Origin of the sequence: Halomarina oriensis (assembly GCF_009791395.1) — an archaeon.
Lineage (GTDB): Archaea > Halobacteriota > Halobacteria > Halobacteriales > Haloarculaceae > Halomarina > Halomarina oriensis.
In genome coordinates, this window is sequence record NZ_WSZK01000035.1 from 30,174 (window position 1) to 44,003 (window position 13,830).

General features: G+C 67.3%; 15 protein-coding genes and 1 tRNA gene. 7 read left to right on the plus strand and 9 right to left on the minus strand.

Translation table 11 applies throughout. The features are described 5' to 3' along the window. Positions 1 to 2 precede the first annotated feature (2 nt). The 3 genes from GQS65_RS18360 (at position 3) to GQS65_RS18370 (ending at position 2,190) form a co-directional block, all read left to right on the plus strand. On the plus strand, positions 3 to 743 hold the full coding sequence (locus tag GQS65_RS18360) for a proteasome assembly chaperone family protein (RefSeq protein WP_158206080.1): 741 nt from the start codon (positions 3 to 5) through the stop codon (positions 741 to 743). 106 nt (positions 744 to 849) lie between these two features. Further along, entirely contained in the window at positions 850 to 1,479 is a 630-nt protein-coding gene (locus GQS65_RS18365; protein WP_368280321.1) for a DnaJ domain-containing protein, read from the plus strand. A gap of 12 nt (positions 1,480 to 1,491) precedes the next feature. After that, the gene (locus GQS65_RS18370; protein ID WP_368280322.1) at positions 1,492 to 2,190 is read left to right on the plus strand and encodes a metallophosphoesterase; all 699 of its coding nucleotides are present in this window, start codon (positions 1,492 to 1,494) and stop codon (positions 2,188 to 2,190) included. A gap of 39 nt (positions 2,191 to 2,229) precedes the next feature. Here GQS65_RS18370 and GQS65_RS18375 read toward each other — a convergent pair whose 3' ends face one another. Both GQS65_RS18375 and GQS65_RS18380 read right to left on the minus strand, forming a co-directional pair. Next, positions 2,230 to 2,595 carry a hypothetical protein gene (locus tag GQS65_RS18375; RefSeq protein WP_158206082.1) on the minus strand — a complete coding sequence of 122 codons (366 nt, stop codon included), beginning with the start codon at positions 2,593 to 2,595 and terminating at the stop codon, positions 2,230 to 2,232. Between the two features lie 161 nt (positions 2,596 to 2,756). Further along, entirely contained in the window at positions 2,757 to 4,019 is a 1,263-nt protein-coding gene (locus tag GQS65_RS18380) for an NAD(P)/FAD-dependent oxidoreductase (RefSeq protein ID WP_158206083.1), read from the minus strand. 87 nt (positions 4,020 to 4,106) lie between these two features. On the opposite strand from GQS65_RS18380, the gene GQS65_RS18385 reads away from it, so the two are divergent. Both GQS65_RS18385 and GQS65_RS18390 read left to right on the plus strand, forming a co-directional pair. Then, positions 4,107 to 5,279 (plus strand): pyridoxal-phosphate dependent enzyme, encoded by a 1,173-nt coding sequence (locus tag GQS65_RS18385; RefSeq protein ID WP_158206084.1) that lies wholly within the window; start codon positions 4,107 to 4,109, stop codon positions 5,277 to 5,279. 268 nt (positions 5,280 to 5,547) lie between these two features. Further along, positions 5,548 to 6,216, plus strand: a complete 669-nt coding sequence (locus GQS65_RS18390; RefSeq protein ID WP_368280327.1) for a LysE family transporter — start codon at positions 5,548 to 5,550, stop codon at positions 6,214 to 6,216. A gap of 27 nt (positions 6,217 to 6,243) precedes the next feature. Here the strand turns inward: GQS65_RS18390 and GQS65_RS18395 are convergent, their stop codons facing one another. Continuing rightward, positions 6,244 to 6,942: an HD domain-containing protein gene (locus GQS65_RS18395; RefSeq protein ID WP_368280323.1), complete on the minus strand. Its 699-nt coding sequence runs from the start codon at positions 6,940 to 6,942 to the stop codon at positions 6,244 to 6,246. Between the two features lie 106 nt (positions 6,943 to 7,048). On the opposite strand from GQS65_RS18395, the gene GQS65_RS18400 reads away from it, so the two are divergent. Further along, positions 7,049 to 7,825 (plus strand): alanine--tRNA ligase-related protein, encoded by a 777-nt coding sequence (locus GQS65_RS18400; RefSeq protein ID WP_368280324.1) that lies wholly within the window; start codon positions 7,049 to 7,051, stop codon positions 7,823 to 7,825. Between the two features lie 113 nt (positions 7,826 to 7,938). After that, positions 7,939 to 8,670, plus strand: a complete 732-nt coding sequence (locus tag GQS65_RS18405) for a GNAT family N-acetyltransferase (RefSeq protein WP_158206086.1) — start codon at positions 7,939 to 7,941, stop codon at positions 8,668 to 8,670. A gap of 257 nt (positions 8,671 to 8,927) precedes the next feature. Here the strand turns inward: GQS65_RS18405 and GQS65_RS18410 are convergent. The 6 genes from GQS65_RS18410 to sufB all read right to left on the minus strand — a co-directional run bounded on the left by GQS65_RS18410 (position 8,928) and on the right by sufB (position 13,820). After that, positions 8,928 to 9,031 (minus strand) — tRNA-Gln (locus GQS65_RS18410). A gap of 68 nt (positions 9,032 to 9,099) precedes the next feature. Continuing rightward, positions 9,100 to 9,546, minus strand: a complete 447-nt coding sequence (locus GQS65_RS18415) for a metal-dependent transcriptional regulator (RefSeq protein WP_158206087.1) — start codon at positions 9,544 to 9,546, stop codon at positions 9,100 to 9,102. A gap of 61 nt (positions 9,547 to 9,607) precedes the next feature. After that, positions 9,608 to 10,096 (minus strand): ferritin-like domain-containing protein, encoded by a 489-nt coding sequence (locus GQS65_RS18420; RefSeq protein ID WP_158206088.1) that lies wholly within the window; start codon positions 10,094 to 10,096, stop codon positions 9,608 to 9,610. A 66-nt stretch (positions 10,097 to 10,162) separates the two neighbouring features. Continuing rightward, entirely contained in the window at positions 10,163 to 11,014 is an 852-nt protein-coding gene (locus GQS65_RS18425) for an alpha/beta fold hydrolase (RefSeq protein WP_158206089.1), read from the minus strand. Positions 11,015 to 11,171: 157 nt separating this feature from the next. Then, positions 11,172 to 12,392, minus strand: a complete 1,221-nt coding sequence (sufD, locus tag GQS65_RS18430) for a Fe-S cluster assembly protein SufD (RefSeq protein WP_158206090.1) — start codon at positions 12,390 to 12,392, stop codon at positions 11,172 to 11,174. Next, positions 12,393 to 13,820, minus strand: a complete 1,428-nt coding sequence (sufB, locus tag GQS65_RS18435) for a Fe-S cluster assembly protein SufB (RefSeq protein WP_158206091.1) — start codon at positions 13,818 to 13,820, stop codon at positions 12,393 to 12,395. Between the last annotated feature and the right edge of the window lie 10 nt (positions 13,821 to 13,830).

The following is a 13,830-nucleotide window of genomic DNA, read 5'->3' on the forward strand; positions in this document are numbered from 1 at the left end:
CTATGGACGAATTCGAAATCGAGCGACTCGACGAGGCCACTCTCGACGCGCCCGTCCTCGTCGAGGGACTGCCCGGCGTCGGGCACGTCGGGAAACTCGCGGCCGAACACCTCCTCGAGGAGTTCGACGCGACGCTCGTCGCTCGTCTCTACTCCGAGCACTTCCCCCCACAGGTGACCGTCGAGGACGGCCGGTCGCAGCTCGCCTGCCTCGAGTTCCACGCCGTCCCCGAGACGGACATGCTCGTGCTCACCGGCGACCACCAGGCGCAGGACACCGTCGGCCACTACCGCCTGACCGACCGCATCCTCGACGTCGCCGCCGAGCACGGCGTCGAACGCGTCTTCGCCCTCGGCGGCGTCCCGACGGGCGAACTCATCGAGGAGTACGGTGTCATCGCCGCCGCCTCCGACGACGGCCTGCGCGACGAACTCGACCCACTCGTTGAGTTCCGCGAGGACGAACCCGCCGGCGGCATCGTCGGCGTCTCGGGCCTGCTGCTCGGCCTCGGCGAACGCCGTGACCTCCCCGCCGCCTGTCTCATGGGGGAGACGTCGGGCTACCTCGTCGACCCCAAGAGCGCTCGTGCGGTGCTCGAAGTGCTCCAGACCATCCTCGACTTCGACGTTGGCTACGACTCCCTCGAAGAGCGTGCAGAGGAGATGGAGGAGGTCGTCAAGAAGATACAGGAGATGGAGCAGGGCCAGGCCCCGAGCGACGACGACCTGCGCTACATCGGCTGAGCCCCCGGCACGACGCGTCTTCACACTCCGTTCGGTGGCGATTCCTCGACGACGTACGGCGACGACGTCCCGAGAGACTTTTCGGTCCAACCGCCCAATGGAGAGTGTGAACACGGTGGTGGTGGCGCTTCCCAACTGGCTGTTCCTCGGCGTGCTCATCGGCGTGGCCCTGAGCGTCCTCGTCGCGGGTACGTTCGTCGTCGGGGGGCGGCTGTTCCCGGACCCACCGATTCGACCGGGCAGGGGTGAGGACACCGAGTCACGTCGCCGCACCGAGATTCGTGAGTACCTCACACACATCGACGAACCGTTCGCCGAACGCCACTTCGTCGAGGGCCACACCGTCGACTTCTACCTCCCCAAACGGGACGTCGCCATCACGTTCGACGCACGGACGTTCCTCGCCATCGACACTGACGCCGGCGGCCGGACCGACGCCGTGCTCGTCGAACACGAACTCCCAGGGGTGGGCCTCGGCGGCCGACTCCCCTTCGAGACCCCCCAGGTGGGGTTCGACGACGAGGGCGGGGACGGCGAGTACGGACTCGCCGGGCGACCCGACCCCAACCCGGCGGCGTTCGCCCATCTCGGCCTGTCGACGAACGCGAGCGAGGACGAGGTGCGACAGGCGTACCGCCAGCGCGTCAAGACCGTCCACCCGGACCAGGGCGGCGACCCCGAAGCGTTCAGACAGCTACAGGAGGCGTACGCCGCCGCACGGGAACAGGCTGCGTGAGTCCCTGACACCGTGGCGCTCGCCGACCTCTCGTTCGCCGACCGGGCCGTGTTCCTCGACGGGACGCTCGTCCTCGCCGACCTCCACCTCGGGAAGGACACACGGAGCAGCGTCGAGTTCTCGCTCGGTGAACGGGCGGACCTGACCGACAGACTCACCGCACTGGTCGAGCGGTTCGCTCCCGAGGCGGTGGTCTTCGCGGGCGACGTGCTCCACTCGTTCTCGACGGTTCCCGACGACGTTCCCGACAGTCTCGCCGCCCTGGAGCGGGTCGTCCGCGAAGGCGGGGCACGACTCGTCGTCACGCCCGGGAACCACGACACGCTGCTCGACTCGGTGTGGGACGGCCCTGCCGACGCCGAGTACCGCCTCGACGACGGGACGGTCGTCTGCCACGGCCACGCCACACCGGAACTCGACGCCCCTCGCTACGTCGTCGGCCACGACCACCCGAAGATCACCATCGAAGGCGACGACTGGCCGTGTTACCTGCTCGGTGAGGGCGTCTACGACGGTGCCGACGTACTCGTCCTCCCGGCGTTCACCCGACTGGCCAGCGGCGTCTCGGTCAACGGCGGCTACGGACGCGGGACGCTCGAACGGTCGCCGCTGGTGCCGGACGTCGACCGGTTCCGGCCGGTCGTGCGCGACGAGGCGAGCGACGAGACTCGACGGTTCCCACGGCTCGGAGAGCTCAGACGACTGCTGTGAGGTCCGACGGTAGCGCCGTCGGTGGCGATACGGCCACCGTCACTCCGGGTGTCTGGTGTCGCCGGGTCGACCGTCCGGCGTCGTCGTCCGACCGTCGTCTCGCCGTAGACAGAGGAAGTGCTCGTCACAGAACCGGAGCGTCTCCGCGTCGATGCAGTAGTCCACCTTACAGACCGTGCGGCCGCCGACCGCCTCGTGGTACGGCTTCCACTCGGGGAGCGCGTAGTAGCCGTCGCGGTCACAGAGCGCACACCCGTCCGACGACGTCCAGTCGCCGCGGTCCAGACAGCGACCGAACTCCGACTCCTCACACCGGAAGCAGAACCCCCCGAGTTCGGTGTCGGTGACGGTGTCGACGACGGCGCGGTTGTACCCCGCGCCGAGTCCACAGCTGATACAGTTCATCGCCCGCTCCCTGTTTTCCCTCGCGCACGTCCGTTGCCCACTGTCACCATTTCGCTCACGTGAGGAACGACCAACAACACATAACCGTTTCGGAATGTCTCTCCACGAACGACGACGGTGCTCGGGCGACCGGACAGTACGTGGTGGCGTCGGGACGGGGCTCAGTCGACGTGACGACCGACGGTCTCCGCCGCGACTCGGCCGCTGTCGAGCGCGCCGTTGATGGAGGACCACCGAGTGTAGTCGCCCGCGAGAACGACCGGTCCGGCGGGCGCGTCGGCGTCCGGGAGCGTGTCGCGGAACCCCGGTGGCTGGGCGAACTGCGCGAACTCGATGCGGTCGGTCCGGAGCAGGTCGAGTTCGCTGAACCGCCGCGAGGGGTACCACGATTCGAGCGCCTCGCGGACTTCGGCGGCGAGCACGTCGTCGTCCTGCGTCGGCGTCCCGAGGAACGTCGCCGACAGTAGCTGCTGCCCGTCGGGAGCGTACTCGGGGGCGACCGACGTCATGGGAACGACCTGGTTCGGGCGGTCGTCGGCGGTGTTGAGGACCAGTCGCTTACCCGTCTCCAGGTCGACGTGTGCGGGCAGCGAGAAGTGCTGCGTGACACAGCCCCGGCTCTCGGTCGGCGTCTCGACGCCGGTCAGGTCAGCGGCGGCCTTCGGGTCCGTGGCGACGACGACGGCGTCGGCGTGCACCTCGTCGTCGAGCGTGTCGACTCGAACCCCGTCACCGGTCGTGTCGAGACTCCGAACGGGGACGCCCGTTCTGATGGTCGCGCCCGCTTCGGCCGCCGTGTCGGCGAGCTGCTCGCCGATGGCTCCCATCCCGTCGGCGGGCACCGCGATGTCGCCCGCCGAGAGCATCTTGAACGTGTACTCGAAGACGGCGCTCGACGTCCCGAGCGAGCGGTCGAGCGTGATACCGCCGTAGAACGGCGCGGCGAAGTTCTCGACGTACGCCTGTGAGAACCCCCGCGCCGCGAGATACGACTCGATGGTGTCGTCCGGACCGTCGAGAACCTCGTCGGGGTCGCGGTGGCGCAGTTCACGCTGGAGCGCGAACGTCCGGAGTTTGTCCGTGAGCTGAATCTCTCGGTTGAACAGTGTCTCCGTGGCCGAACCGGGGTCGCGCAACGGGTCGGAGAGGACCGACCGATGGCGTGGGCGGGCGAGCACCGCACCGGGGGTGAACCGGCGCAACGAGAGCGCACGAAGGTCGAGTTCTCGCTGGACGGCGGGGTAGGCGGTGAACAGCACCTGGAACCCGCGGTCGAACGTGAACCCGTCCTCGTGGGCCGTCCTGACGCGGCCGCCGACCGTCTCCTCCCGTTCCAGCAGTTCGACTTCGGCCCCCGACTCGGCGAGTCGACGGGCCGCGACCAGCCCCGCGAGCCCGCCACCGACGACCGCGACGTGTGACATACGAGCCACCACTCGGGGCGAGGAGAAAAAGCCCACCGCGACGGCCAGACGGACACGGCTTAGTCCGTTCCGTCCGAACCCTCCGGCATGGAGACGACTTCGGCGTTCGAGGGACTGGTCTGTCCCGAGACCGACGAGCGCTTCGACCCGACGACGACCCACCACCCGGACGGCGGGGTTCTCGATGCGACCTACGACTACGACTCCGTGACGCTCTCGCGTGAGCAACTCGAATCCCGACCGACCGGTCCGGCGAAGTACGGCGACCTGCTCCCGTTCCCGGCCGACGCGCGGGCGTGGCTCGGCGAGGGCGGGACGCCGCTCCTCGAAGCGCCGCGACTCGCCGAGGAGTTGGGCGTCGGACGCGTGCTCGTCAAAGACGAGGCACAGAACCCGACCGGGACGGTGAAAGACCGGGGGGTAGGGATGGCCGTCGCGGCGGCCGTTCAGCACGGTGCCGAGGACGTCGCGCTGGCGACGACGGGCGACGCGGGCCAGTCGATGGCCGCCCACGCCGCCCGCGCCGGCCTGAACAGTCACTCGTTCGTCCCCTCCCGGTCGACGTTCGTCACCAAGGCGATGATCAACGTCCACGGCGGGGCCATGAAGGTCGTCGAGGGTCGCCTCCCCGACGCACGCGCGGCGTTCGAGGACGCGCTCGTCGACGGGTCCTGGTACTCGCTCGAAGCGTTCGCCACGCCGTACCGCCACGAGGGGACGAAGACGCTCGCCTACGAGGTGCTGGAGGCGCTGGACTGGGAGGCTCCGGACGGCGTCTTCTACCCGCTCGACGGGACGGCGGGACTGGTCGGCTTTCACAAGGGCGCACGCGAGTTCCGTGACCTGGGTCTGGTCGACGACGTGCCGCCGCTGTACGCCTGCGAGGCGGCCGGCTGTGCTCCCGTCACCGAGGCGTTCGAGGCCGGCGACCCGACCCACGACCCGTGGGAGGTCCCCGACACCGTCTGTGGCGGACTCGAGGACCCCGACCCCCGCGGCGGGCGACTGGTTCAGACGGCGCTGCGCGAGAGCGGCGGCGGTGCGGTGGCGACCGACGACGGGGACATCCTGTCGAGTGCGGCGACGGTGGCGAGCCACGAGGGCATCGAGATGGGTGTCTCGGCGGCCGCGGCGGCGAGCGGCGCGTGGTCGGTGGCCGACCGGTTCGACGAGGACGCGACGCTCGTGCTCGTCAACACCTCGACGGGCAACAAGGACGCGGACCTGCTGCGCAGTCACCTGATGGGACAGGGCATCTGAGGGATCGGTCGGGACGCTCGACACCGAGGGGCGAGCAGGCGACACGAGGGGAGAACACGAGCGGTGTGACGCACGCCGCGACGGTGTCGGCCGCGGGTCGGGCGGGTTCTGGAATCCGGCCCGGTGGGACGCTCGTGGCCGTGCTCAGCGCACGGGGGCGGTAGGCTCGGCCTCCGGTATGAACCCTCGTCGTGCAACCGAACGGTTTTGTCCGCGAGTGCGATAGACGGAGTAGATGGCCCTCCTGACGACGCTCCTGGCGGGTGTAGTGTTCGGCCTCGCACTCGCGGCTCCACCGGGGCCGATGAACGCCGTCATCGCCGAGGAGAGCGTGGTCAACGGCTGGTTCTCCGGCTTCCGGGCCGGATTGGGTGCGATGGTCGCCGACCTGCTGTTCATGGTCGGCGCGCTCCTCGGCGTCGTCGCCGTCGTCGCCCGCTATCCGGTGGTCCACGCCGCGATGGTCGGCGTCGGTGGCGTGCTGATGCTCTACTTTGCCTACGGTGCGGCCGTCGAACTCCGCACGGGGTTCCGTGACGCAGAGACCGACGGCAAGGGATTCCACAAGGCGTTCGTCCTCGCCATCACGAACCCGTATCAGGTGCTGTTCTGGCTGACCGTCGGCGTCGGCCTGCTCGAACCGGGGACGCTCGACGTGCTGGCGGCGCTCTCGGACTCGCTGACCGGTGTGCTGGTCGTCGAGACCGGGAGTCCCGCACTGCTCGTCGGCCTGTTCGGCGGTATCGCCTGCTGGGTGACGGGCTTCCCCGCCGCGCTGGTCGCGGCCGAGCGACGGGTCGAGCGCCTGACACCCGTCGTCGCCGTCGCCAGTGCGCTCGTCCTCGCCGGCTTCGGCGTCTACTTCCTCTACGACGCGGCGAGGACCCTCCTCGACGTGCTGTACCCGCTGCTCGAACCACTGCTCGTCGAGTGGTGAGTCGTCGAGGGACGGGCGGAGACCGGGTCAGCGGAACTCGTCGAGCGGGTCGGTCGTCTCCATCTCGGCGACCTCTCCTTCGAGCCACTCCTTGAACCACCGGACGCGCTTGAGACGCTGGTGGGCGATGGACTCGGCCGTGTCGGACTCGATACGCTCGACGGCGTCCTCGCCGCGTTCGAGGACACGGGCGACCATCTCGCTGGCGTCCATGTGGGTGCGGGCCTCGTAACCCATTCGCAGGAGCATCAGCGTCGTCCCGTTGGCCCCGACCTTGTCGAGCAGGTCGGCCTCGATGAGACATCTCGTCTCCAGTGAGAGGTCCGTCAGCGGCCCCTGATAGGAGTGGTCGGTGATACACTCACAGACTCCCTCGACGAACGACTCGGGGTACTCCCCGTGTGCAGCGAGGTACTCGCGGGCGACGCGGGCGCCCTCCTCGGCGTGGACATCCTGGTCGGCTTCGAGTTTGGAGATGTCGTGGAACAGCGCGGCGACGCGGACGACGTCGACGTTCGCGCCCTCTCGCTCGGCGATGCGCGACGCCAGGTCGACGACGTTGAGGATGTGGTTGAACCGGTAGTCCGCGGAGTGCCACGGGTACCAGCGCATCCGACCGCCGGTCTCTTCGCTCTGGACGCTCGCGTCGAGGTAGTCGTGGACGAACGTCTGCATCCGCTCGAACGCGTCGTCTGAGACGGGAGATTCGCGGATTTCGACCCCCACGCTACCACCTCCGGAGGGTGAACTCGTTCATATTGGCCGTAATTACAACAGTTCCGCTCTTGAGGCTTACGACAGCTAAAATACCTACGAGACCGGACCGTCCGCCGTGACAGAACCACGGTACCTGACGGCCTCGTCGGAGCGACGGTTCGAGGCGACCGTCGACCGGATGCTCGACGACCGGGTCGTCCTCGACACCACGCTGTTCTACCCCGAAGGCGGTGGACAACCCGCCGACCACGGCACGCTCTCGGTCGAGCGTGGCGACGGCGACGAGAAAGACGGTGCGGACGCCACCGACCGCTGGCGCGTCGTGGACGTGCAGAAGCGCGATACCGTCCACCACCACCTCGAACCGGCAGCGGGGACCACCGGGATGCCGAGCGAGGGGGCGACCCTCGTCGGCGAACTCGACTGGGAGCGCCGCTGGGCGCACATGCGCTATCACACCGCCCAGCACCTGCTCTCTGCGCTCTTGCTCGACGAGTTCGACGCGAAGACCGTCGGCAACCAGTTGAGTACGGAGTACGCCCGACTCGACGCCGCCTACGAGCGGTTCGACGACGAGGACCTCGCACTCGTCGAACGGCGGATGAACGAACTCGTCGACGACGCCCGACCCGTCGAGTGGTACACGATGGACCGCGAGACGGCCGAAGCGACCCTCGACACCGAACGGACCCGCATCGACCTCCTCCCCGAGAGCATCACCGAACTCCGCATCGTCGAAGTCGGCGGCGACGCCGAGGGCGACGACCCGTTCGACCGAACCGCCTGCGCCGGGACACACGTCTCCACGACGAGCGACGTCGGCACGGTCCGTGTGACGGGCCGGACGACACAGGGCCGAGAGAGAGAGCGTATCACGTTCGAGTTGGACTGACGAGCGGACCGGCGGCACAGTCGGGCGGTGGAGTGTCCCCCGAAACGGCGGGTTCCGCGGGGGCAGGGCGTTGCCGCGCGTACTTTTATCTGCCCGCCCGGTGAGGACAGGTCATGGAGATTCGCCCAGCAGAACACGACGACACCGAGGCGATTCGGGAGCTCGCCCACCGTTCGATGGAGGCCTCCTACACGCTCAGTCCACAGACGATAGAGGGGGCGGTCGAACAGTGGTACGACGACGACACGATGGCCGAGAAACTGGACGACGAGGACCTCGTCTTCCTCGTCGCCGAGGGCGACGACGCGCTCCTCGGGTTCAGCGAGGCGGTCCTCCTCGAAGAGGGCGGCGACGGCGACCTGAACTGGCTCCACGTCGACCCGGACTACCGTGGCGACGGCATCGCTCGCACGCTCTTCGACGCCACGCGAGAGCGACTGATGGACATGGGCGCAGGCCGGATGCGCGGGCGCGTTCTCCAAGACAACACGGCCGGAAACGAGTTCTACGAACACTTCGGGTTCGTCAAGGTCAGCTCCGGCAAGGTCGACATCGACGGCTCGGACTACGTCGAGAACGTCTACGTCGAGGACGACCCCGAGGAACTCGAACCCATCACGAACGACGACGGCCGCGAACTGTTCGTCGACTACAACGACTCCGACCGCGCGACGCTCGCGCCGTTCCTCGCCGTCTACACCGACGCCGACCGTGGCGACCGCTGGGGCTACTACTGTACGAACTGTGAGAGCCTCGACGTCGCCGTCGACACGATGGGCCGCATCGAGTGCAACGAGTGTGGCAACCTCAGCAAGGCGACGCGCTGGGACGCCGCCTACATGTAACCGGAACTGTCGCGGGAGAGGGACAGTCCCCGTCGAACGCCGCATCAGTTATCATCTCGTATACACTACTCTCGTCGGGGCAGTGACCCCGAACTGGTGGGTGTGGCTCCCGACGGACGCTACGGACGCACGGTGTTGGTGTCCACGTTCCCCGTCTCGCCGTTTTCACGCTCCTCCCCGTACCGGGTAGCGACGGACTCCGAGCAGACGCCCGTGGTGAGCACGCGACGCTATCTTCCTGCTGAAGACGGAGGACATAGTCCCGGGCGGATTCGAACCGCCGTCAATGGCTTGCCTCCGAGGACGCTCGGAACCGACCTCGTCCAAAGGCCATTATGATTGGCCACTACACCACGGGACTGCACTGGGTGGTAGTTGGGTCGCGTACAATAGCGTTACCGTTCACGCCGGGCGAGGGAGGCCGCGGCGTCAGTCCGCCGCTTCCGAGTCCGCGAGCGGATACTCCGCTTCGAGGAGCGTACAGACGTCGGCTTCGGGGTCGAAACAGTCCGGGCACTCCGACTCGCGGTCGATGATGGTGTCGAGGCGGTCGGCGACGTTGTCGTCGATGACGCTCTCGAGTTGCCGGGCTTCGACGCGGAACTCCTCGACCTCCAGCACTTCGACGAGGAACCGTTCGATGATGCAGTAGTTGCGAAGCGCCTCCCGAGCGCGGACGATGCCCTCGTCGGTCAGCGAGACCCCCTTGTACTTCTCGTGGTCTGCGAGGCCACGGCCTTCGAGTTTGCCGATCATCTCGTTGGCGCTGGCGGGACTCACGTCGAGTGCGTCGGCGAGTCGGCCGGTCGCCGCCGGTCCGTTCTCCTGCTCCTGGATGAGGTAGATTGCTTTCAGGTACTGGTCTGCCGTGTTCATACGAACCTCCGGGGGACGGACTGTGGTCGTCGGCCGGCACGTCGGTCTCGGGAGGCGCTCATCACCGGGCCTCCATCAGGTCGGTGACCTCCTTGACGCCGTCAGCCTCCTCCTCGCGGATCGAGGCGAGCGTCTCGACGAGGCGACCCCTGTCGATACTGAAACGGGCCTCCGACGCTTCGATGGCGTCGATGACGTCGTCGTAGAACTTGTACGCGGTCTCCTCGTTGTACAGTTGGTCGTAGAGGACGCCGTCGAAGTCCTCGGGTTTGGTCTGGCCGTACTGTGCTTCGACCAGTGCCTCGATCTGGTCGAACGGGACGCTCTCGGCGTCGAGTTCGGCGACGAGTGCTTCGAGCCGTCGACGATGGTCGGCGGACTCCTCGGCGGCGTGTTCGAGCAACGCCCGGACCTCGTCGTCGAGTGCCTCGTCGTCGAGTTCCTGGACGTGCTTGGCGGCACGGGCCTCGACGACCTCTTCGAGCACCATCCCGATCTGGAGGAGGCGGGCGAGCTGGTGGTCCGACCGAATCTGTCGCGTGACGCTCATCGGCGGCGTGGCGAGCGAGGATCGGCGAACGGTTCTCTCATGTCTCGAACTGTCGCGGGCGGACAGTTAAGTCGTTCCCTCGGCCACGCTCGCCCAGAACTCCAAGAGGAGGTCCGTGACCGCCTCGGGTCGTTCCAGGTTCGGCAGGTGGGCCGCGTCGTCGACCACCGACAGCTGCGCGTCGGGTGCCCGCTCGACGAGGAGTCCGGCCGCCTCCCCGACGCTCGGCAGGTCGTACGCACCGACCACCACGTGGACCGGTATCGACAGCGAGGAGAGTCGGTCGGCGGCCGGTGGGTCGAGTACACTCGCGTCCTCGCGGCGTCTCCCGGCCGCCTCCATCCGCAACGCTCGGTCGTCCATCTCGACGATGCGCTCGAGGAGGTCGGCGTCGACGGCCTCCGTCTCGCGGCCCGGCCCGACGACCCACAGCGCGGCCTCGTGTTCGGCCGCCTCCCGGTAGGCACCCGCCTCGAACGCCTCGACGGACGCCTCGTATCGGTCGAGAACCGCCTTCCACTCGGGGCCGGTTCCCTCGTAGTCGTGGCCGCCGACGGTCGGGCCGACGAGCGTGAGCGACCGGACGAGTTCGGGGTGTTCCAGCGCCGCGTCGAGTGCGACGCTCGCTCCGAACGAACTCCCCACGAGGTGTGCCTGCGGGATGCCGAGCGCACCGGTGAACGCCACGAGGTCTCCACGGTCGGTCCCCTCGGCGACGAACGCCGAGTCGCCGAACCCCTGCATGTCGTAGCGAACCGTCCGATAGTGTTCGGCCAGCGTCGAGAACTGCGGGTCCCACATCCGACGGTCGGCGATGCCGCTGTGAACGAGCACGACGGCCTCCCCCTCGCCAGCCACGTCGTAGACCAGTCGTGCCGACTCCGTCTCGACGACTCCCGTTCGACTCGGCGGCGTCATCGAGTACCGGGACGGTACTGGAGCGGATAACGCTAGCTCACGGGCGCGGAACCGTCGAACTGGTCGGACGGTCGGCGAAAGAAGACGAACGGAAGGCGAGTGCAAGACCGAAGGCGAGTGCAAGACCGAAGGCGAGTGCAAGACCGAAGGCGAGTACTCAGTCGAAGCGACCCGCGAGTCGGTCGCGGATACGCCCTTGGAGGTCCTCGCGCAGTTCCTCCACCTCGATCTCTTCGAGGACGGGGACGTAGAACCCCTCGACGAGCATGTTCTTCGCGAGCTGTGGCGGGACACCGCGTGAGGTCATGTAGAACAGGTCCTCTGCGTCGACCTGTCCGACCGTCGCGGAGTGACTCGCCTCGGTGTCGTGGTTGTTGATGATGAGCTTCGGCGAGGCGTCGGCCTCGGACTCGTCGCTCAGCATCAGGGTGTTCTCACGCTGGTACGACGACGTGCTCCAGGCGTCGCGCCCGACGTCCTGGACGCCCTCGTAGACCGAGCGGGCGCGGTCGTCGATGACGCCGCGGGTGACGAGGTCCGCCGTGGTGTGTTCGGCGCGGTGCCAGACACGCGAGTCGACGTCGAAGTGCTGGTCGTCGTGGCCGTAGAACGCGCCGACGAGCTTCGTCTCCGAGCCGTCGCCGTTCAGGTCGGCCTCGACCGACGTCTTCGTCAGCCGCGAGCCGATGTTGCAGTCGATGATGTCGACCTGCCCGTACGTGTCGGTGGCACCGTACTTCAGCTGGTAGTTGTACGTCTCCTCCGAGAGGTCCTGGAGCGAGCCGTACTGGACGTACGCGTTCTCGCCGACCGCCAACTCGGTGATGCCCGAGTAGTAGCGCTCGCCCTCCATCTCGTCGCCGGTCTCCTGGCGTTCGAGGATGGTGACCGAGGAGGACTCCTCGGCGACGACGAGCGTGTAGTTGAACAGCGACCGGCTGTTCATCGTCGTCCGAATCGTCACGTCTTCGGCGTCGACGCCCTCGGGGACGTAGACGACGGTGCCCGTCGAGAACAGCGCCGTCGAGAGCGCCGTCAGGTAGTTCGTCTGCGGGTCGACGATGCTCCCGAAGTGCTCGCGAACGAGCTCCTCGTGGCTGTCGAGCGCCTCGGCGAACGAGAGGACTTCGACCTCGTCGGGGCCGATCTGGTCTTTCTCCTCGGCGGCGTTCAGCGGGTCGACGAACTCCTCGAACGCGAGGTCCGAGAGGTTCGTCCACTTGCGCCCCGGCGTCTGGATGACGGCGGGGAAGTCGATGTCCTCCAGCGCCGCCAGCGCGTCCAGACGCGTCTGGAGGAGCCACTCGGGTTCGCCGAGCGACTCCGAGATTTCACGAACCTGTGCTTCCGTGAGGTTCGCGTGTACCTGCGTGCTCATCTATCCGAGCGAGCCCTCCATCTCGAGTTCGATGAGGCGGTTGAGTTCGACCGCGTACTCGATGGGCAGCTCCTCCGTGATGGGTTCGATGAACCCGGCGACGATCATCTGCTTGGCGTCGTCGTCGTCCAGCCCACGCGACTGGAGGTAGAAGACGTCCTCGTCGCCGATTTTACCCACAGTGGCCTCGTGGGCGACGTCGACCTTCGACTCCTCGATCTCCATGTACGGCATGGTGTCGGAGGTCGATTCGTTGTCGAACATCAGCGCGTCACACTCGACGGCGGTGCTGGAGTGCTCCGCGCCGTCGGCGATGTGGACGAGACCGCGGTAGTTCGTGCGGCCGCCGTCCTTGCTGATGGACTTCGACTCGATTGTCGACTTCGTGTGTGGCGCGTTGTGGTAGACCTTCGCGCCGGTGTCGATGTTCTGGCCCTCGCCGGCGAACGCGATGGTGATGTGGTTGTCCGTCGCGCCGGGACCCTTGAGGATGGTACACGGGTAGAGCATCGTGGCCTTCGAGCCCATGCTCCCCGACACCCACTCCATCGTCGCGTCCTTCTCGCAGATGGCACGCTTGGTGTTGAGGTTGTAGGTGTTCTTCGACCAGTTCTGCACCGTCGAGTACTGGACGTGCGCACCCTCCTTGACGAACACTTCGACGCCCCCGCTGTGGAGGTTGAAGCGGCCGTACTTCGGGGCCGAACAGCCCTCGATGTAGTGCATCTCGGAGTTCTCCTCGGCGATGATGAGCGTGTGCTCGAACTGGCCCATCCCCTCGGAGTTCATCCGGAAGTACGCCTGCACCGGCATCTCGACGGTGACGTCCTCGGGCACGTAGACGAACGACCCGCCGGACCAGACCGCACCGTGGAGCGCGGCGAACTTGTTGTCGCTGGGCGGGACGCACTTCGTCATGAAGTACTCCTTGACGAGCTCTTCGTGCTCCTGGACCGCCTTGTCCATGTCACAGAAGATGACGCCTTTCTCCTGCCAGCGCTCCTGCATGTTCTGGTAGACGATCTCGGACTCGTACTGTGCGCCGACACCCGAGAGCGCGTTGCGCTCTGCTTCGGGGATGCCGAGCTTCTCGAACGTGTCCCGGATCTCCTCGGGGAGGTCCTCCCAGGACTCCTCGCCGCCGCGCGTGTCGATGTCCGGGCGGATGTACGGGACGATCTCGTCGACGTCGACCTCGCTCAGGTCGGGCTGGCCCGGCCAGTCGGTCGGCATCGGCATCTCCTGGAACTGCTTGAGCGCGCGGAGGCGTCGCTCCAGCATCCACTCGGGCTCGTCTTTGTCCTCCGAGATGAGGCGGATGGTCTCCTCGGTGAGGCCCTTCTCGGATTTGAACGCCGACTTCTGCTCTTTCTTGAACTCGAAGCGGGCTTCGGTGTCTGTCTCTTTGAGGTGGTCGTCTGAACTCATGTTGTGTTGG